General features: G+C 63.1%; 15 protein-coding genes. 6 read left to right on the top strand and 9 right to left on the bottom strand.

Features of this window, described 5'->3' with window-relative positions:
* Nucleotides 1-15: 15 nt before the first annotated feature.
* Nucleotides 16-1,596: a DHA2 family efflux MFS transporter permease subunit gene (locus JWR51_RS21345; RefSeq protein WP_299752487.1), complete on the top strand. Its 1,581-nt coding sequence runs from the start codon at nucleotides 16-18 to the stop codon at nucleotides 1,594-1,596.
* Here JWR51_RS21345 and JWR51_RS21350 read toward each other — a convergent pair.
* From JWR51_RS21350 to JWR51_RS21365, 4 genes are read right to left on the bottom strand one after another with little or no spacing between them, the layout of a single operon-like run.
* Complete coding sequence (locus JWR51_RS21350) at nucleotides 1,593-4,295, bottom strand: sensor histidine kinase (RefSeq protein WP_299752490.1); 2,703 nt, start codon at nucleotides 4,293-4,295, stop codon at nucleotides 1,593-1,595. The genes JWR51_RS21345 and JWR51_RS21350 overlap by 4 nt on opposite strands.
* The gene (locus JWR51_RS21355) at nucleotides 4,295-4,528 is read right to left on the bottom strand and encodes a hypothetical protein (protein ID WP_299752493.1); all 234 of its coding nucleotides are present in this window, start codon (nucleotides 4,526-4,528) and stop codon (nucleotides 4,295-4,297) included. The genes JWR51_RS21350 and JWR51_RS21355 overlap by 1 nt, the downstream gene beginning before the upstream one ends.
* Complete coding sequence (locus JWR51_RS21360) at nucleotides 4,512-4,895, bottom strand: response regulator (RefSeq protein WP_299752496.1); 384 nt, start codon at nucleotides 4,893-4,895, stop codon at nucleotides 4,512-4,514. The genes JWR51_RS21355 and JWR51_RS21360 overlap by 17 nt, the downstream gene beginning before the upstream one ends.
* Nucleotides 4,896-4,951: 56 nt before the next feature.
* Nucleotides 4,952-6,580: a short-chain fatty acyl-CoA regulator family protein gene (locus JWR51_RS21365; protein WP_299752499.1), complete on the bottom strand. Its 1,629-nt coding sequence runs from the start codon at nucleotides 6,578-6,580 to the stop codon at nucleotides 4,952-4,954.
* A 188-nt stretch (nucleotides 6,581-6,768) separates the two neighbouring features.
* Here JWR51_RS21365 and JWR51_RS21370 point away from each other — a divergent pair, with 188 nt between their 5' ends.
* The 5 genes from JWR51_RS21370 (at nucleotide 6,769) to JWR51_RS21390 (ending at nucleotide 11,894) form a co-directional block, all read left to right on the top strand.
* Nucleotides 6,769-8,109 (top strand): substrate-binding protein, encoded by a 1,341-nt coding sequence (locus JWR51_RS21370; RefSeq protein ID WP_299752502.1) that lies wholly within the window; start codon nucleotides 6,769-6,771, stop codon nucleotides 8,107-8,109.
* A 62-nt stretch (nucleotides 8,110-8,171) separates the two neighbouring features.
* Entirely contained in the window at nucleotides 8,172-9,200 is a 1,029-nt protein-coding gene (locus JWR51_RS21375) for a branched-chain amino acid ABC transporter permease (RefSeq protein ID WP_299752505.1), read from the top strand.
* Between the two features lies 1 nt (nucleotide 9,201).
* Nucleotides 9,202-10,350, top strand: coding sequence for a branched-chain amino acid ABC transporter permease (locus JWR51_RS21380; RefSeq protein ID WP_299752508.1), 1,149 nt, complete (start codon nucleotides 9,202-9,204; stop codon nucleotides 10,348-10,350).
* Nucleotides 10,351-10,359: 9 nt separating this feature from the next.
* Nucleotides 10,360-11,127: an ABC transporter ATP-binding protein gene (locus JWR51_RS21385; protein WP_299752511.1), complete on the top strand. Its 768-nt coding sequence runs from the start codon at nucleotides 10,360-10,362 to the stop codon at nucleotides 11,125-11,127.
* 11 nt (nucleotides 11,128-11,138) lie between these two features.
* Nucleotides 11,139-11,894, top strand: a complete 756-nt coding sequence (locus JWR51_RS21390) for an ABC transporter ATP-binding protein (protein ID WP_299752982.1) — start codon at nucleotides 11,139-11,141, stop codon at nucleotides 11,892-11,894.
* A 90-nt stretch (nucleotides 11,895-11,984) separates the two neighbouring features.
* Here the strand turns inward: JWR51_RS21390 and ugpC are convergent, their stop codons facing one another.
* Genes ugpC through JWR51_RS21415 form a run of 5 tightly spaced genes read right to left on the bottom strand, consistent with a single transcriptional unit; the run spans nucleotide 11,985 to nucleotide 18,068 of the window.
* Nucleotides 11,985-13,049, bottom strand: a complete 1,065-nt coding sequence (gene ugpC / locus JWR51_RS21395; protein ID WP_299752514.1) for a sn-glycerol-3-phosphate ABC transporter ATP-binding protein UgpC — start codon at nucleotides 13,047-13,049, stop codon at nucleotides 11,985-11,987.
* Nucleotides 13,046-14,968 (bottom strand): beta-L-arabinofuranosidase domain-containing protein, encoded by a 1,923-nt coding sequence (locus JWR51_RS21400; protein WP_299752517.1) that lies wholly within the window; start codon nucleotides 14,966-14,968, stop codon nucleotides 13,046-13,048. Before JWR51_RS21400 ends, ugpC begins: the two co-directional genes overlap by 4 nt.
* Nucleotides 14,969-14,990: 22 nt before the next feature.
* Nucleotides 14,991-15,857: a carbohydrate ABC transporter permease gene (locus tag JWR51_RS21405; protein WP_299752520.1), complete on the bottom strand. Its 867-nt coding sequence runs from the start codon at nucleotides 15,855-15,857 to the stop codon at nucleotides 14,991-14,993.
* Nucleotides 15,854-16,777, bottom strand: a complete 924-nt coding sequence (locus JWR51_RS21410) for a sugar ABC transporter permease (RefSeq protein ID WP_299752523.1) — start codon at nucleotides 16,775-16,777, stop codon at nucleotides 15,854-15,856. The genes JWR51_RS21405 and JWR51_RS21410 overlap by 4 nt, the downstream gene beginning before the upstream one ends.
* A 52-nt stretch (nucleotides 16,778-16,829) precedes the next feature.
* The gene (locus tag JWR51_RS21415) at nucleotides 16,830-18,068 is read right to left on the bottom strand and encodes a sugar ABC transporter substrate-binding protein (protein ID WP_299752526.1); all 1,239 of its coding nucleotides are present in this window, start codon (nucleotides 18,066-18,068) and stop codon (nucleotides 16,830-16,832) included.
* Nucleotides 18,069-18,116 lie beyond the last annotated feature (48 nt).

An 18,116-nucleotide genomic window follows, 5' to 3' on the forward strand; every position in this document is an offset into this window, starting at 1 on the left:
TGAGGGAGCGCTCCGATGGCAAACGCAATAGTCGACGTCGCGGCGGTCAGCGCCGATAAGGATGCCATGCCCGCACGCCGCATCTTCGCCTTCGTGGCGATGGTGTTCGGCATGTTCATGGCCATCCTCGATATCCAGGTGGTCTCGGCCTCGCTCGCGGAAATCCAGGCCGGCCTCAGCGCCGGCTCGGACGAAATCGGCTGGGTGCAGACCTCCTACCTGATTGCCGAAGTCATCATGATCCCGCTGTCCGGCACGCTGGGCCGCATCATGTCGACCCGCGTGCTGTTCACCATTTCAGCCGCCGGCTTCACCATCGCCAGCGCGCTCTGCGCCACCGCCACCAATATCGACCAGATGATCGTCTATCGTGCGCTACAGGGCTTTATCGGCGGCGGCATGATCCCGTCCGTCTTCGCCGCTGCCTTCACGATTTTTCCGCCCTCCCGGCGCGCCATCGTCTCCCCCATCATCGGCCTTGTCGCCACGCTGGCGCCGACTATCGGGCCAACCGTTGGCGGCTACCTGACCAGCGCCCTCTCCTGGCATTGGCTGTTCCTCATCAACGTCATCCCCGGCATTCTCGTCGCCACGGCCGCCTGGCTGCTGATCGATTTCGACAAGCCGGAAAAGGGCCTGATGGCCAAGTTCGACTGGTGGGGCCTGCTCGCAATGGGCACGTTCCTGGGCGGCATGGAATACGTGCTGGAGGAAGGCGCCGCTCATGACTGGCTGAACGACCAGACCATCCTCATGGTGTTCATCGCCATGGTTGTCGGCGGCGTCGTGTTCTTCTGGCGCGCCTTCAAGGTCGAGTTCCCCATCGTCGATCTCCGCGCCTTCAGCAACGTCAATTTCGCCTTCGGCTCGGTGTTTTCCTTCGTCCTGGGCATCGGGCTCTATGGCCTGACCTATCTCTACCCACTCTATCTCGGGCGCATCCGCGGTTATGACTCGATGATGATCGGCGAAACGCTGTTCATCTCCGGCCTCTGCATGTTCCTCACCGCGCCATTTGCCGGCTTTTTGTCGAGCAAGATGGACCTGCGCGTCATGATGATGATCGGCTTCCTGGGCTTTGCCGCCGGCACCTGGTCGATGAGCCAGCTCACCGCCGACTGGAGCTTTAACGAACTCCTGATCCCGCAGATTTTCCGCGGCGTCTCGATGATGCTGTGCATGGTGCCGATCAACAACCTGGCCCTGGGCACGCTGGCGCCGGAACGGCTCAAGGGCGGTTCGGGCCTCTTCAACCTCACCCGCAATCTCGGCGGCGCGGTTGGCCTGGCGCTGATCAACACGATCCTCGTCAACCGTACAGCGACGCATTACGAGGTGCTGGCCGAGCATATCACCTGGTCCAACCCCGCCGCTGTCGCGCAAATGGACCAGATGGTGCGCAACAACACCGCCAACGGCTTGAACGGACTGGAAGCCGCGACGCGCCAACTTTCCAACATCGTGCGCCAGCAGGCCACGATCCTGTCGATGATCGACGTGCTGCTGATCCTGACCGTGGCCTTCGCCGGCCTCGCCGTCTTCGCCTTGCTGATGAAAAAACCCGGCAAGGCGGCAGGCGGTGGCGGGGGCCATTAGATTAGCGGCAACCGCACCCTGAAACACGCGCCCGGCAATGCGCTGGGCGCCAGTTCCAGCGTACCGTTCATCCGCGCAACAATCTGCCGGCTAATGGTGAGCCCGAGCCCCGCCCCGCTCTGATCGGTGCCGCTGCGGCGCCCGCGCGAGAATTTCCGGAAGATCAGTTTGCGCTCGCCCTTGGCGATGCCCCCGCCATTATCGGCGATATCGACCACATAATGTCCCGAACGCACCAGCGAGCTGACCCGCATCACCGGCTGCTCGGCGTCGTTGTATTTCACCGCATTGGAAATCAGGTTGATGAACACCTGGCACAGCCGATCCGGGTCGCCATCCACCATGGCGGTGCGCGTGCGCGGCCCAAGCTCGACGCTCATCCCGCGTTGCCGCAGCAGCGCATCACACACGCTCAGCGCCCGCTCCAGCGCCGCCTCGGCGTCGGTTGGCCGGTTCTCCCACGCCCGCTCCCCCCGCTCCAGCGCGCTCAGATCCAGGATTTCGTCCAGCAGCTTGGTCAGCCGCAAACTCTCCTGATGAATGGTTGACACGAACCGCTGCCGCTGGCCGTCGTCCAACTCGCCCGGCTCCAGCAATATCTCCGAGAACGAGCGGATCGACGTCATCGGCGTGCGTACCTCGTGGCTCACCTGACTGAGGAAATCATCCTTCTGTCCATCGAGTTCGCGCAATTGCGCATTGGCATCCTCCAGCTTCTGCGCCGTCGAGCGTAGTTCGGCCGACGTCAGCTCCAATTGCTGGGAATACTGGATCACCTGCTGCGTCTCGTCGGCCATCTGCATGACCTCCTCCAGCGACACGTCGCTGCCCGAAACCACCTTGGACAGCATCACATGGGCCGAAGCCGCACCAATCGAGCCGGCCAATTCGCGCTCCAGCCGTCCGATGAATTCCGGCGACGGGTCGAGCTGCGCCGGCTCCACCCCGCTTTCGCGTGCCGCCGTCTCAAACAAGGCAGCCGCGCGCCGTTCCCCCAACACGCGCTCAGCGACGAAGTACAAATCGTTCGCCGTCGCCGAGCCACGGATGAAGTTGCCCTGCGGCACCGCGCCCCGGCGGAAGATGTCCACAAACACGGTCGCCTGAATACGCTCCAGCGCCGATTGGGTGGTGAACAACGACACCACAACCAGCATGAAGACGTTGAGAAACAGGCTCCAGAACACCGAATGCACCAGCGGATCGAGCCCATCGAGCCCGAACAGATGCTCGGGCCTCAGGAAGCCGACGCCCCATGGGCCTTCCACCATCAGTCGTGCCACCACTGGGCTGACCGTCTCGAAGCTGGGCAGGAACATGGTCCAGGCCCAGACCACAAAACCAATGAACACGCCGCTCGCCGCGCCCTTGAGCGAGGCCTCCCGCCAATAGAGCCCCGCCAGGATCGCCGGCAGGAACTGCGCCACCCCTGCGAACGAAATCAGCCCGATCGGCGCCAGCGCATCGCTGTCCCCGGTCAACGAGAAATACAAAAATCCCAGCGTCAGGATCAGCGCGATGGAAATGCGCCGGCTGATCAGCAGCAGCCGCGTCACCCCACGCCCATCCCCCTGCCCGATGCCGCTGGAACTGCGCAGCACGATGGGCATGATGATGTGGTTGGAGACCATGATCGACAGTGCAATCGAGGCGACGATGATCATCGAGGTGGCCGACGAAAACCCGCCGATAAACGCCAGCAGCGCCAGCCCGGACTGCCCCGCCGCCAGCGGCAGCGTCAGCACGAACATGTCTGGATTGGCGCCGGCCGGCATGTTGGTCAGCCCATAAAGCGCAATGGGCATGGTGAAAATGCTCATCAGCAGCAGATAGGCCGGAAAAGCCCAGCCGGCGGTGCGCAGATGGTTCTCGTTGGAGTTCTCGACCACAGTAATCTGGAATTGCCGTGGCAGGCAGATGATGGCGGCAGCGGACAGGATTGTCATGGCCAGAAAGCGTGAGCCGAACGTGTCGTCGGAGTAAATCTCGATGCCCGCCGCTGCCGCCCGGCTGTAAATTGCGTCAAACCCGCCACCGAGCCCGAATGTCACGAACACCCCGACCGCCAGCAGCGCCGTCAGCTTGACCACGGCTTCGAAAGCGATGGCCGCGACAACGCCGTGATGCTGCTCCTTGGCGTCGACATTGCGGGTGCCGAACAGAATGGTGAACAGCGCCATGCCCGCCGCGATGCCGAAGGCCAGCGCCCCGTCATCGACCCCGGCCAGGCTCCCGCGCGCACCCTCGGACGATGCCGCGACCGCCTGAATGGACGACGTGATCGCCTTCAGCTGCAACGCGATATAGGGCGTGATGCCGATCACCGCGATCAATGTGATTAACACCGCCAGCCGGTTGGACTTGCCGTAGCGCGAGGACAATAAGTCGGCGATCGAGGTGATGGCCTGGGTCCGCCCGATCCGCACCAGCTTGCGCAGCACGAACCACCAGCCCACGAACACAATAGTGGGTCCGAGATAAATCGTCAGGAATTCCAGCCCGCTCCGCGCCGCATTGCCTACAGCACCGTAAAACGTCCAGCTCGTGCAATAGACCGAAATCGACAGCGTGTAGACCGCCGGCGAATGCAGGAATGAGGTCTTGCTCTGTCTGGCCCGCCGGTCGCCGAAATAAGCCAGCACGAACAGCAGGCCGACATAGACCACGGCCGAGATGATGACGAAATCGGCCGACAGCATTAGCCGCCTCCGTCGCCAGAATCGGGCGGCACATGCTTGGGCAGGTAGTGCGTCAGCACCGCCGTGCCGGCAATCAGCAGCCCCCACACCACGAACAGGTAGATGACGATCTGCGGCACGCCGAAATGGCTGATACGCTGGTTGAACACAAACACCAGCGGCGGCACGAACAGCAGCGCGCCGAACCCCGCCAGCACCAGCATGCCGCTTTCGAGCTTACGGCGATCCGGCATTTTCGCCCAGCAATTGCCGCACCGCGCCGACGACATCGGCATTGGCATAAGGCTTGGTGACGAAGGCATCGGCCCCCAGTTCGGTGGCGATGCGCCGGTCCTGCTGCTGGCCCTTGGCGGTCAGGATCAGCACCGGAATGCCCTGCAACGCCGCATCTGCCCGCACCAGCTTGAGCACGTCGAAGCCGCTGCGCTTGGGCAGCATGACATCCAGCAGCAGCATACGCGGCCGCAGCCGACGTACGCCCTCTAATGCCGCGTCGCCGTCGGTCACCGCGCTGACGCTCCAGCCGGCCCGCCGAAGAATGAATTCGAGCGATTCAAGAATGCTCGGCTCATCTTCGGCAATCAACACGTCGATTGCCAAAATCCCCCCTTTGCATCCGCGGTCTCCCCTCCGCGAATGCCACCACTAAAGCGCAATCAGCTGGGATCGCCAAGCGCAAACCCCGCGGGCACCAAAGGCGAGCGGATTTCCGCCGCCGTGCCGCCCGGCGCCATGACCTCCTCCTGCCGGCTGGGACACTCCCGCCGCGTGCACAGGCGGCAACTCGGGCCCACAGGCACATCGGCCGATTGATCCTGCAAGTCGAGCCCGGCGCTATAGATCGTCCGGTCGGCATGCAGCACATTGCAGGCCAGCATGATCGACGTCGGCACCACCGTCTCGCGGAACGCCGCCGTCCTTCGCTGCACCGTCTGCGCCAGGAACAGATAGCGCGATCCATCGGCAAACCGCACGATCTGGCGCACCATGGTGTCGGGCGTGCGAAAAGCGCCATAGATCGCCCAGAGCGGGCACGCATGGCCGCTATTGGGCAGCAGCAGGCCGGGCAGCGGAAAATGCTTGGTCAACCGCCCCGCCGGATCGGAGCGCAGGAACCCAAACGGTATTCCTTGCCCGCCGGGGCGGCGCAGCGTCACCAGTCGGTGGGCGATCTGCTCGAAGCTGGCATGATAAATCTGGCGCAGCCGGTCGATATCGTAGCGCACCGCCTCCGCATCGCTGAGAAAGCGCAAATAGGGAAACACCATCGCCCCGGCCAGATAAGTGCCCAACGCCCGCGCCGCCAACCGTCGCGCCACCGGGCTGGTCAGGGCCGCCGATTGCAGCGCCTCTGCCAGCACATCCCCGGCCGCCAACTCCCCATAGAGCCGCGCCAGTTGAAACTGCCGCGTCGCCAACGTCGCCGCCCCCTGGAACCACAGCACCCCAGATTCGGTATCGAAGCGGTATTGCCCCGGAAAGTCCGAGCCGACATTCGCCGCCGCACCGCCAAACACAACCTGAACGCCGAATCGGGTCCCCAGCAGCGCCGTCAGTGTGAAGACGTTGAACGGCCCCGCCGCCTCGATCTCATCCCGCAAAACCGCCGCCGCATCCTCCAGCGTCGGAAAATAGTTCTCGCGCTCGATAATCAGGTCATCGATTTCCCGCGCCGACGAAACGCCGCGCCGGGTCCGGCTGGCCGTATCGAACTGCCCGATCAAGTTCCGCGCCACATCGCTCAGCGCCAGTGACTCGCGCCCGATGGCTGCCAGAAACCGCTGGCGCTCGGCATCATCCAGATCGGGCACGTCCTGCAGAATTTCGGCGCTGGACCGCACCGCCGTGATGCTCGACAGGATCTGGTGCAGCATCTGCGACAGCAGCGGATCGCTACGCAGCCGATCGGCATAGGCGTCAGCGCTGGTCACTGCCGCCCCATACGCCCGATGCAGCCGGGACAGCGCCGCCGCACTCGCCGGATATTGTGCCACGAGGTCGCGTCGCTCGTCGGGTTGGAACGGAAGTGCCTGCACCATCGGGTCGGCGAATGCCTCTTCCAGGTCTTGCAGCAATTTTTGTTCAAGAAGTCCAGCAAGCTGGTCGATATCGATGTCCAGATGCTGCGCGACGCGCTGCAACAGCGCCCCGCCGATGTCGCGTTTATTGTTCTCGATCAGGTTGAGATAGCTCGGCGAAATGCCGACCAGCCGCGCCAAGGCGGCTTGGGAAAGCTTCAACGCCTTCCGCCGATTACTGATGCGAAAGCCGATCGGGGCGCGCATGGCAATGTCCTCCGCACGGCGATCTGTCAATCAATTGACCATTATCCACCGTATCCAGATCAATTATTTACAGAATATCTCTGCAATTACAACAAGCTATTGCCAGCCTTTACGGCCAGGGCGAATACTCTGCACGCGGAGACCTGCTGGCTATGCATCAGCCGTCCCGCGCCAAAAGGAGGAAATCGATGGCACTTTTGACTCGGCGCAGGCTGCTCCAGACCGGCATGGCCGGCATTATCGGCACGGGCATCGCGCCCATGATGTTCACCAAGGGCGCCTGGGCCCAGGAATTCTGCAACAATCCCACCGGCGACACCGTCACCTTCGGCTTCAACATGCCGCTGACCGGCGCTTACGCCGATGAAGGCGCCGACCAACAGCGCGCTTTGACGCTGGCGGTCGAGCATCTCAATGGCGAAGGCGATGGCGGGCTGCTGCCGACCTTCTCGTCCAAGTCTTTGACCGGCAAAGGTGTTTTGGGGAAGAAGGTCGCCTATGTCACCGGCGACGACCAGACCAAGGCCGATGCCGGTCGCGACTCGGCCCGCCGCATGATCGAACGCGATGGGGCCATCATGATTTGCGGCGCCTCGTCCTCCGCCGTCGCTATCGCCGAACAGGCGCTCTGCCAGGAAATGGGCGTCATCTACATGGCGGGCCTCACCCATTCCAACGACACCACCGGCAAGGACAAAAAACGCTACGGCTTCCGCCACTTCTTCAACGCCTACCAGTCGGGTATCGCGCTCGGCCCGGTCCTGGGCGAAGCCTATGGCAAGGACCGCGTCGCCTACCACCTGACCGCCGACTACACCTGGGGCTGGACCCAGGAAGAATCGATGAAGAACGCCACCGAGGCGCTCGGCTGGAAGACCATCGCCCCCGTCCGCACGCCAGTGGGTGCCGGCGATTTCAGCCAATACCTGACCCCGGTGCTCAATTCCGGCGCCGACGTGCTGATCCTCAATCACTACGGGTTCGACGGCGTCAATTCGCTGACGCAGGCCGTGCAGTTCGGCATGAAGGACAAGACCGTCAACGGCAAGAAGTTCGAGATCGTACTGCCGTTGGTGTCGGACCTGATGGCCAAGGGCGCCGGCGAAGCGATGAAGGGTGTTTACGGCACCTCCAACTGGGATTGGCAGCTCAAAGACGCCGCCAGCGCGGCGTTCACCAAGTCGTTCGGCGCCAAATATGGCCAGCCCCCGAGCCAGATCGCCCACACCTCCTATGTTCAGGCGCTGCTCTATGCCGATGCCTGCGAACGCGCCGGCACCTTCTATCCGCCCGAAGTCATCAAGGCGCTGGAAGGTTTCGAGTTCGACGGCATGGGCAATGGCCCAACGCTGTACCGCGACACCGATCACCAGTGCTTCAAGGACGTGTTGGTGGTGCAGGGCAAGGAAGCCCCGGCCAACCAGTATGACCTGCTCGACGTGGTCGCGACGGCTTCCAAGGACAGCGTCACCTACGATCCGGCGATCTTCGGCGGCGAGCTGGGCCCCGATACCGCGGCCATGTGCTGATCCAACTGGGTCCGGCCACGTGCCGGGCCCTGCCCTTCTCCCGCGCGAACATCGGTAGGTTCATGGACGCGATCCTCGCACAGCTTCTCAATGGCCTCGACAAGGGCGGCGCCTATGCCCTGATCGCCCTGGGCCTCACCCTGGTGTTCGGCACTCTGGGGGTGGTCAATTTCGCCCATGGCGCGCTGTTCATGCTCGGTGCCTTCTGCGCGGTGGCGTTTCGCCAGTTGATCACCATGGAAACCACCACGGTTGATCCCGGCCAGCTGTCGCCTTGGGGCGCGCCGCTCGAAATCAAGACGCCGCTGGCGCAGACCTGGTTCGGCGATTTCGGCGCGGTAATGATCGAATATTCGGTGCCGCTGTCGATCGTGCTGGCCATCCCGGTCATGCTGATCATTGGCATCGCCATGGAACGCGGCATTATCAAGCACTTCTACAAGCGCTCCCATGCCGAGCAGATCCTGGTCACCTTCGGGCTGGCCATTGTGGCGCAGGAGGTCATCAAGGCGATCTTCGGCCCCAACCCGATTTCCCAGCCCATGCCCACCTCGCTACGCGGTGCCGCAGATGTCGGCCTCTGGCTGGGCATGGGGCCCAATGTGCTCACCTATCCCTGGTGGCGGCTGATTTATTTCGTGTTTTCCGCCGCCATCATCGCCGCCGTCTTCGCTTTCCTGCGCTTCACCACCTTTGGCATGGTGGTGCGGGCCGGCATGGCCGACCGCGAGACCGTGGGCCTGCTTGGCATCAATATCGGCCACCGCTTCACCATCATGTTCGGCCTCGCCGCGGTGGTCGCGGGGCTGGCAGGCGTCATGTACACGCCGTTGGTGCCGCCCAATTATCACCTCGGCATGGACTTTTTGGTACTCAGCTTCGTCGTCGTCGTGGTCGGTGGCATGGGCTCGCTGCCCGGCGCTGTGGCAGCCGGGTTCCTGCTCGGCATCCTGCAAAGCTTTGCCTCGATGGCGCAGGTCAAGGGGCTGATACCGGGGATCGACCAGATCATCATCTACCTGACGGCAGTGATTATCCTGCTGGTCCGTCCGCGAGGCCTGATCGGCCGGCGCGGCATGATGGAGAGCTGAGATGAACGCTCTCCTGATGTCCCGCCGCGATGCCGTCACGCTAGCAATCTTCGCCCTGGTCGTTCTCACCATGCCAGTCTGGCTGCAACCGTTCGGCGCCGCCTATCCCGGCCTGATGCAGAAGTTCGCGATCTACGCCATCTTCGCCATCGGCTTCAACATCCTGTTCGGGCTGACCGGCTATCTCAGCTTCGGCCACGCGGCGTTTCTGGGCGTTGGCTCCTACACGGCCGTCTGGTCGTTCAAATTGCTGACTATGGACGCCCTGCCTGCCATCGCGTTTGCGATCATCCTCTCGGGCTTGTTGGCCGTAGTCATCGGGTATCTGAGCCTGCGGCGGTCGGGCATTTACTTCTCCATCCTGACGCTGGCCTTCGCCCAGATGTGCTACAACCTCGCCTATTCGGTGCTGACGCCGATCACCAATGGCGAGACCTCGCTGCAGCTCAACCTGCGCGACCCGCGCATCATCGACTCGGCGCTGGCGCCCCGCCCGGCCGGATTGCCAAGTGCCGGCCTATTCGGACACACGTTCACCGGTCTCGAAGGCTTCTATTTCTGTGCCGCGGCGCTGCTGATCGCCTTTTTTATCGCCCAGAAAATCTTCGCCTCGCCCTTTGGCATGATGCTGCGCGGCATCAAATCCAACCAGACGCGAATGAACTATACTGGCTTCAACACCCGCCCCTATGCGCTGTCGGCCTTCGTCATCTCGGGCATGTATGCGGGCCTCGCCGGCGCCTTGCTGGCCGTCACCGATCCCCTGGCTGGCGCCGAGCGCATGCAGTGGACCGCATCGGGCGAGGTGGTGCTGATGACCATTCTCGGTGGCGTCGGCACGCTGATCGGCCCGGTGCTGGGCGCATGGATCATCAAATATTTCGAGAACATCTTCTCGGCCTTCAACGAGCAGATCGTCAGCCGGTTCTTCGATTTCCTGCCCGCTGGGGCGCATGAAGTGGTGACGGCCGTCGCCAGCAAGTTCGTCGGCGAGGGCTGGAACCTCACGCTCGGATTGGTCTTCGTGCTGATCGTCGTCTTCCTGCCCGGCGGCATCATGGAGGGTGTGCGCCGCATCGCCCACCTGTTCGACAAGTCCCGTCGCGCGCCCAAGGCGCCGGCCAAGCTCTCCACCCAACCTGCCGAATAGGACGACCCGATGGCTGTTCCCAATGTCGTCCTACATGTTGCCGACGTCCATAAACGCTTTGGCGGGCTGCACGCTCTGGCCGATATCGATCTGCAGATCGAGGAGGGCCAGACCCACGCCATTATCGGTCCTAATGGCGCGGGCAAGTCGACGCTGCTCAATGTGTGCATTGGGAAGCTCGCACCGACCAGCGGCACGGTGGTGTTCGATGGCCAGGTCCTGACCGGCAAGAAGCCCCATGAAATCAACCAGCTCGGCATCGCCCGCGTGTTCCAGACACCGGAGATCTTTGCCGATCTCAGCGTGTTGCAGAACGTCATGATCCCAGCCCTCGCCAAGCGCGACGGCGCATTCAAGCTCAACCTGCTGCGCTCGCTGGATAGCCAGACCACCATCCGCGCGGAGGCCGAGGACATGCTGGAGGATGTCGGCCTGTTCGGCCGTCGCGACACGCTCGCCGGCAGTCTCAGCCGGGGCGACAAGCGGCGGATGGAGCTGGCCATGTGCCTGATCCAGCATCCGCGCCTCTTGCTGTTGGATGAGCCTACCGCCGGCATGAGCCGCCACGACACCAATACCACCATCGAATTGCTCAAGAAGATCAAGAGCCGCGGCATGACCAAGGTGATCATCGAACACGACATGCATGTCGTCTTCTCGCTGGCCGACAAGATTTCCGTGCTGGCGCAGGGCCGCATCATCGCCGATGGTACGCCCGACGAGGTACGCGGCAATCCCAAGGTGCAGGAAGCCTATCTCGGAGGAACGCACCAGTGAGCGCGATCGCCATGGAAACGCAGATCATCGGCGCCAGCCAAGCCGCCAGCGTGGAAACCACTCGTCCGTTCTTCTCGGTGCGCGATGTGCATGCCTATTACGGCGAAAGCTACATCGTGCAAGGCGTGTCGCTGGATATCCGCCAAGGTGAAATTCTGGCGCTGCTGGGCCGCAACGGCGCCGGCAAGACCTCGACCCTGCGCGCCATAGCCCGCACCGACGACCCGCAATTGCGCCAAGGCGAGATCTGGCTCGATGGCCAGCCCATCCACCAGATGAAGTCGTTCCAGGCCGCCCGCGCCGGCATCCAACTCGTGCCCGAAGACCGCCGCATCATTGCCGGACTGACCGTGGAGGAAAACCTGGCGCTGGCGCGGGTTGCCCCCGGTCATGGCTGGGAGCTGGAGCAGATTTACCAGAGTTTTCCGCGCCTCGCCGAACGCCGCAAGCAGGAGGGGGTGACACTATCGGGTGGCGAGCAGCAGATGCTGGCGATCGCCCGCGCGCTGGCCCGCGACCTCAAGCTGTTGCTGCTGGATGAGCCTTACGAGGGGCTGGCGCCGGTCATCGTGCAGGAGATCGAGCGCATCCTGCACTCGATCAAGACGCTGGGCATTACCACTGTTATCGTGGAGCAGAACGCCATCGCCGCACTCAAGCTGGCCGACCGCGCAGTGATCCTCGATACCGGCGAAGTCGCCTTTGCGGGCACCGCCAAAGAGGTGCTCGACAACACCGAACTGCGCCACGAATACCTGGCGATCTGAAGACGGACGCCAGCTGCGATCCATCCTGGGGCTTCCGCCCAAGGCAATTGTGCCGCTTCTCTCCCAAGGAAGCCTCAGGATCGGATACCTTCAAACCAGCTTCAGGCCCTGGGGATTGAATAGGCGCAGGTCCTTGGGCTTCCAGGTGAAATGCACTGTCTCGCCAGCGGCGAGATCGTCGCCGTCGCGCTGCTCGGCTACGAGACTCTGGCCATCGGGAAGCTGGCAATAGAGGTAGCGCGTGCCACCCAGATATTCGAAGAAATCCACGGTCGCCTTGAGCGTGCCGGGGGCTGACGCCGTGAGCACCAGGTGCTCGGGCCGCAAGCCGACCGTTACCTTACCGCTGCCAGCCGCCGCGATCGTGGGCACGTCGATTTCGGCACCGGCGGCCAAGACTTTGCCCGCGCCCTGCCCCGCGGCGTCGAGCAAATTCATCCGCGGCGAGCCGATGAAACCTGCGACGAAGGTGTTCGCGGGGTGCTCGTATACCTCGCGCGGGGTGCCAACCTGTTCGATGACCCCATCGCGCAGGACCACGATCTTGTCGGCCAGCGTCATCGCCTCGGTCTGGTCGTGGGTGACATAGACCATGGTATTGCCGAGCTCGCGGTGCAGCCTGGCGATTTCGATGCGCATTGAGACGCGCAGCTCGGCATCGAGGTTGCTCAGCGGCTCATCGAACAGAAACACTTGCGGCTTGCGCACGATGGCGCGGCCGATGGCGACCCGCTGGCGCTGGCCGCCCGAGAGCTGGCCGGGACGCCGATCCAGCAACGGCTCGATCTTGAGGATTTTTGCCGCCGCGTCGACCTGAACCGCGATTTCCGCCTTGGGCACATTGGCCATGGACAGGCCAAAACCGAGGTTTTCCCGCACGCTCATATGCGGATAGAGCGCATAGGACTGGAACACCATGGCGATGCCGCGCTGCGATGGATCGAGGTCAGTGACGTCCTTGCCGCCAATCTCGATATCGCCGTCCGAGACTTCCTCCAGCCCGGCGATCATGCGCAAAAGCGTGGATTTCCCGCAGCCCGACGGGCCGACGAAGACGACGAATTCGCCTTCGCCAACCACCAGGTCGACGCCGTGGATCACCTCAATCGGTCCGAAACTCTTGCGGACCTGCCGCAGCCGCATGCCGTCGGTCATGGCCGTTGTTCCGCCCGCACCCAGACCAGCATTTCGCCAGGCTCGCGGTTATCCCACAAATGGTACGGCACCATGCGGGCCTTGTCCGCCTTGGCGCTTGGCACCGCCTCGCTGTAGAGCGCATCGTCAGCGCTCTCCGCCACTTCGCGCAGCACTGGCAGATCGATGGCGATAGCGCCATTGAAGTTCGGAATGACCGCCGTCTGCGATTTGCCCAGCCCGTCCCCAAGCAGGATCGAGTTCAGGCCCACGGCATTGTCGGTGCCTTCGAGGCAATAGACCAGCGGGCCGCGCATGACCGCAACGCGGCCGGCGTCCTGGCGCACTTTCGGGTTGGCGCGCAAAGCCCGCGGCACCAGCGGCAGGTCGAGCCGGACGCTGTCGCCAGCCTGCCATTCGCGCTCGATTCGCGCGTAGCCATCGACGGTGATGCCATCGACATCGACGCTCTGCCCATTGACCGCAATAGCCGCTCCCTTGGCCCAGGCCGGGATACGCAACGAGAGCGCGAAGCGTGTCGGCTTCTCCACGGCGACCGATAGCGCGATCGCCCCGTCCCAGGGATATTGCGTCTGCTGTGTCAGCGTCACCGCGCCACTGGCCAGATCGACCCGCGCGGTGCTCTCGCCATAGAGATGCACGGCGATTTCGTCATCGGCCACGCCATACATGTACGAGCCGATCGAGGCCACCAGCCGCGCAATGTTCGGTGGGCAGCACGGGCAGCGATGCCAGATCCAGCGATGGTGCTTGCCGGCGCTTTCCAGCGGATTTTCGTAGAAGAAGGTCTTGCCGTCGCGCGAGAGGCCGGCGATGGCGCCGTTGTAGAGCGCCTGCTCCATGGTATCGGCATAAAGCCGGTTGGGTCCGCGCCCCAGCATGCGGTTGGCCCAGAATACCAGCCCGACGGAGGCGCAGGTTTCGGCATAGGCACTCTCGTTGGGTAGATCGTAATAGTCAGTGAAGCCCTCATTCGCCGCTGCCGGCCCGATGCCGCCCGTCAGGTACATCTGCTTGTTGGTCAGGTCGGCCCACAGCGCTTCAAGCGCATGGGTCAGGCTGTCATCGTGATACTCAGTGGCGATGTCGGCCATGCCGGAATAGATGTACATCGCCCGCACCGCGTGGCCGACCACCTTGGTCTGGTCGCGCAACGGCATGTGCGACTGGTTGTATTCCAGCGTATTGGCCTGTACCCCCCTGGGGTCACGGCCATGGGCAATAGCTTCCTCGACGAAAAAATTGGGCGCCTGGCCGCGCTCGTCGACGAAGAACTTGGCCAGTTCCATATAGCTGGAATTGCCGGTCTCGCGCGCCAGCCGCACCAGCGCCAGCTCGACCTCCTCGTGTCCGCAATAGCCGCGCACCTGCCCCGGCCCGCGCCCGAAGCGCTTGACCATGTAGTCGGCCATGCGGCTCATGATATCGAGGAATTTGCGCTTGCCGGTGGCCTGGTGATAGGCGACGGCCGCCTCGATCATGTGACCGGCGCAATACAACTCATGGAAGTCCCGCATATTGGTCCATTTCCACTCCGGCTTGATGCGCTGGAAGAAGGAATTAAGGTAACCGTCAGGGTCCTGCAGCTTTTCATAGAGATCGATGATCGCGTCGGCGCGTGTTTCCAGCACAGGATTGGGCTTGCGATAGAGCGAATAGGCGATGGTCTCGATCGATTTGGCCAGATCGCTGTCCCAGAACATCTGCGTGGTGCCCAGCCAGCCGACGATGGGGATGACGAGACCGGGATTGGGCGCGTCCACATCGACCTGTTCGAGCATGCGCGCCTCGATGCAGCGATCCAGCAGGATGGCAGCGGTCTCGTCGCAGACAGCCTCCTGCCAATCGCCCCAGAAGCCGGCGACATCGACGCTGGGCACGGGCAGAGGACGGAATTGACGCGTGGTGGACTGAGCCATTTTAAGGTTCCGGTGGTTAGGATTATTTGACCGCGCCAGCCATCAGGCCGCGCATGTAATAGCGTTGCAGGATGAGGAATACGGCGAGGCACGGTATGGTCATCACCATCACGCCCGCCTGCACCGCGCCCCAGTTGATTGCCCCGAGCCGGCCGGCGCGCACCGCCGTCATCAGCACCGGGAGCGTATATTTTTCGTTGTCCGAGAGCAGGATCAGCGCCGCCAGGAACTCGTTCCACGAATTGAGGAAGGCGAAGATCGCCACGGTGGCAACGCCGGGCATGACCAGCGGCAGCAGCACGCGGATCAGCAGCTTGAGATCGCGAGCGCCGTCGATCCGTGCCGCCTCTTCGATTTCGCGCGGCACCGCGTCGAAGGCGTTGCGCATCATGAACACCGAAAACGGCAGTTGCAGCGTCACATAGACCAGCACCAAACCGACCAGCGAATTGTTGAGCCCGAGCTTGGCGAGGATGATGAACAGCGGCGTCAGGATCGACTGGAACGGGATCATCAAGGTCGCAATGATCAGCACGAAGAACACGTTCTTGAGCGGAAACCGGTAGCGCGAGAAGCCGTAGCCGGCCAGCAGGCTGACGATCACGGTCAGCACAACGGTCGCCAGCGCCACGATGGTTGAGTTGAACACGTGCTGCCAGACGCCGGCGCCAAAGGTGTTGAGAACGGCGTAGGTATCGAAGCTGACGCCGTGGGTCGGCCAGGGTGGCAGCGGCGGCTGCTGCGCCTCAGTGCCGGTTCGCAAGGAGGCCAGCCCCGTCCAGGCGAATGGCGCGAAGAAGAACAGGGCCGCGCCGATACCGAAGGCGTGGTAGCCGAAGCCGCCCCAGAATTTGCGGCGCTGGCGTGCCTGCTTGGCGTCAACGCTCATTTGTCGTCTCCCACGCGCAGCAGGCGCAGTTGCACGACGCTCAGCACGATCAATATGCCCAGCAGCGCGATCGACAGCGCCGAGCCATAGCCGAGGTGGAACGACACGAAGGACTGGTTGAAGATGTAATAGACCACCGAAATCATCCGGTTCTGGGGCCCACCGCTGGTCATGATGTAGAATTGGTCGAAGGCCAGCACCGAGCCGGTGACACTCAGGATCAGCGCCAGCGCAATGGTGCGGCGCATCAGCGGCAGCGTCAGGTGGCGGAAGCGCTGCCAGCTCCCCGCCCCATCGATGCGCGCGGCCTCGTTGAGTTCGACAGGGATCGACTGCAGCCCAGTCAACAGGATGATCATGGTGAAGCCCGCAACTTTCCACACCACCATGACGATGATGGTCCAGAAGGCGCTATCGAAGGTGGCGAGCAGGTTCACCTTCTTGCCGGCAAAGCCCATCATGCGGATAGCCGGCCCGATCAGCCCGCTATCGACATTGGCCAGCCACACCCAGAGCAGCGAGGCGGTCGCCAGCCCCACCACCACTGGCATGAAGAACACCGTGCGGTAGAACCCTACCCCGCGACGCTGCTTTTCCACGAAGATCGCCAGCGGAAACGCCACCACGAAAATCGCGATGGTGGTGATGACGGTGTAATAGGCGGTGAACCGGAGTGACGAGAGAAAGCGGGTGTCGGTCAGCAGGCGGACATAGTTGCCCAGCCCGATCCATTCCGGCTGCCCCAGCAGCGGCCAATCGTGAAAGCTCATCCAGAAGGTGAACAGCACGGGGATGACGAAGAACACGATGACCAGCGCCATGGCGGGCGCGATATAGAGCAGCCCCTGCCACTGCCCCATGCGGGCGCGGCGGCGGCGCGAAGACGCCGGCACGGCCAAGGTGAGAGCGGGACTGGTCATTGGCGGGCTCCGAAAGGAAGAAAGCCGGGAGCCGAAGCCCCCGGCCAGAATCTTACTTGGCGTTGTCGATGATCGACTGCATTTCAGCCTGCGCATCGGCGAAGGCTGCATCGACGTCGTCGCCATAGATGGCGGCGTTGATGAAGGTCGCCCATGGACCGTTGCTGGAGTTGATCAGGTCGTTGAACAGCACGGTATAGGGCGTCTTGGCGGTCGCGATGGCGTCGACAGCTACCTGCAGGCGCGGATCGAGGCCCTTGAGCACGTCAGCGGCGATATCGCTGCGGGTCGGCAAGCTGCCGTTCTGGGCGAAGACCTTCTGGGCTTCGGGCGAATACATGTATTCGATGAATTCCTTCACCGTCGCCAGCTTGGGCGTGCCCTTGGTGACGACGATATTGTCGCCGCCGGCAAACGACGAAGAGCCGCTGGTGATGCCTGGAATCGGCGCGATCCCGAAGTGCAGGTCCGGGAAGTCGTTGATCATGGTGCCGATGGCGAAGGCGCCAAGGCTCTGCTGGCCGATCTTGCCATTGGTGAAGCTGAGGAAGTTGGTGCCGTTATCGGTCGCGGCGCTTTCCGGCACCAGGTCCTTGGCCACCATGGAGCGATACTTGTCGATGGCGGCGCGCATTTCCGGCGTGTCGAGCGTTGCCGTCTGTGCGTCCTCGGAGAGGATATCCTTGCCCTCCGCCCACACCAGGGGCGTAAACGTGAAGATCATGCAGCCGCCGCAGCCGCCGCCGGAAAAGTAGAAGCCATAGGTATCGTCGCCCAGCGCGCGGATCTTTTCGGCGTTGGCTTCGATTTCGTCCCAGCTTGTCGGCGCCTTTTCAGGGTCAAGGCCAGCGGCGGTGTAGAGGTCCTTGTTCCAGGCGAAAACCGAGGTTTCGACCGAGAGCGGCAGACCGTAGTTCTTGCCCTCATAGGTGCCCAGCTTGACGTGGGATGGTGCCAGAGCGTCGAAATATGGCAGGCCGTGGGCCCAGTCGGTCAAGTCTTCGAGCTGCCCGGCCGCGGCGAAGGACGGCGTATAGATCAGGTCGAGCGAGAGCGCGTCGGGGGCCTGGCCGCCGGCGATGGCGGTGGCGTATTTCTGCACCAGCTCGGCGAACGGCACCTCGGTCAGAGCCACCTGGTTTTCGTGGCTGGCATTATAGGCATCGACCACACCGGTGAAAGCGGCGCCGATGCCGGTACGCACCCACATGTTGATCGTGTCCGCCGCCGAAGCGTTCGAAACCAGGCACAGCGTGGCGACGCTGGCGGTTGCTAGAAGACGTTTAAGCATTTCATTCCTCCCTGTTGGGGCCCTCAAACACGCCGGCCCATGGCGTAA

Origin of the sequence: Devosia sp. (assembly GCF_028290625.1) — a bacterium.
Taxonomy (GTDB): domain Bacteria; phylum Pseudomonadota; class Alphaproteobacteria; order Rhizobiales; family Devosiaceae; genus Devosia.

Excerpts from the sequence above, each read along its gene's own strand:
- JWR51_RS21355 (WP_299752493.1), bottom strand. The coding sequence starts at position 4,528 with ATGCCGGATCGCCGTAAGCTCGAAAGCGGCATGCTGGTGCTGGCGGGG.
- JWR51_RS21400 (WP_299752517.1), bottom strand. The coding sequence starts at position 14,968 with ATGGCTCAGTCCACCACGCGTCAATTCCGTCCTCTGCCCGTGCCCAGC.
- JWR51_RS21365 (WP_299752499.1), bottom strand. The coding sequence starts at position 6,580 with ATGCGCGCCCCGATCGGCTTTCGCATCAGTAATCGGCGGAAGGCGTTG.
- JWR51_RS21370 (WP_299752502.1), top strand. The coding sequence starts at position 6,769 with ATGGCACTTTTGACTCGGCGCAGGCTGCTCCAGACCGGCATGGCCGGC.
- JWR51_RS21350 (WP_299752490.1), bottom strand. The coding sequence starts at position 4,295 with ATGCTGTCGGCCGATTTCGTCATCATCTCGGCCGTGGTCTATGTCGGC.
- ugpC (WP_299752514.1), bottom strand. The coding sequence starts at position 13,049 with ATGACCGACGGCATGCGGCTGCGGCAGGTCCGCAAGAGTTTCGGACCG.
- JWR51_RS21405 (WP_299752520.1), bottom strand. The coding sequence starts at position 15,857 with ATGAGCGTTGACGCCAAGCAGGCACGCCAGCGCCGCAAATTCTGGGGC.
- JWR51_RS21410 (WP_299752523.1), bottom strand. The coding sequence starts at position 16,777 with ATGACCAGTCCCGCTCTCACCTTGGCCGTGCCGGCGTCTTCGCGCCGC.
- JWR51_RS21385 (WP_299752511.1), top strand. The coding sequence starts at position 10,360 with ATGGCTGTTCCCAATGTCGTCCTACATGTTGCCGACGTCCATAAACGC.
- JWR51_RS21390 (WP_299752982.1), top strand. The coding sequence starts at position 11,139 with ATGGAAACGCAGATCATCGGCGCCAGCCAAGCCGCCAGCGTGGAAACC.
- JWR51_RS21375 (WP_299752505.1), top strand. The coding sequence starts at position 8,172 with ATGGACGCGATCCTCGCACAGCTTCTCAATGGCCTCGACAAGGGCGGC.
- JWR51_RS21415 (WP_299752526.1), bottom strand. The coding sequence starts at position 18,068 with ATGCTTAAACGTCTTCTAGCAACCGCCAGCGTCGCCACGCTGTGCCTG.
- JWR51_RS21380 (WP_299752508.1), top strand. The coding sequence starts at position 9,202 with ATGAACGCTCTCCTGATGTCCCGCCGCGATGCCGTCACGCTAGCAATC.
- JWR51_RS21345 (WP_299752487.1), top strand. The coding sequence starts at position 16 with ATGGCAAACGCAATAGTCGACGTCGCGGCGGTCAGCGCCGATAAGGAT.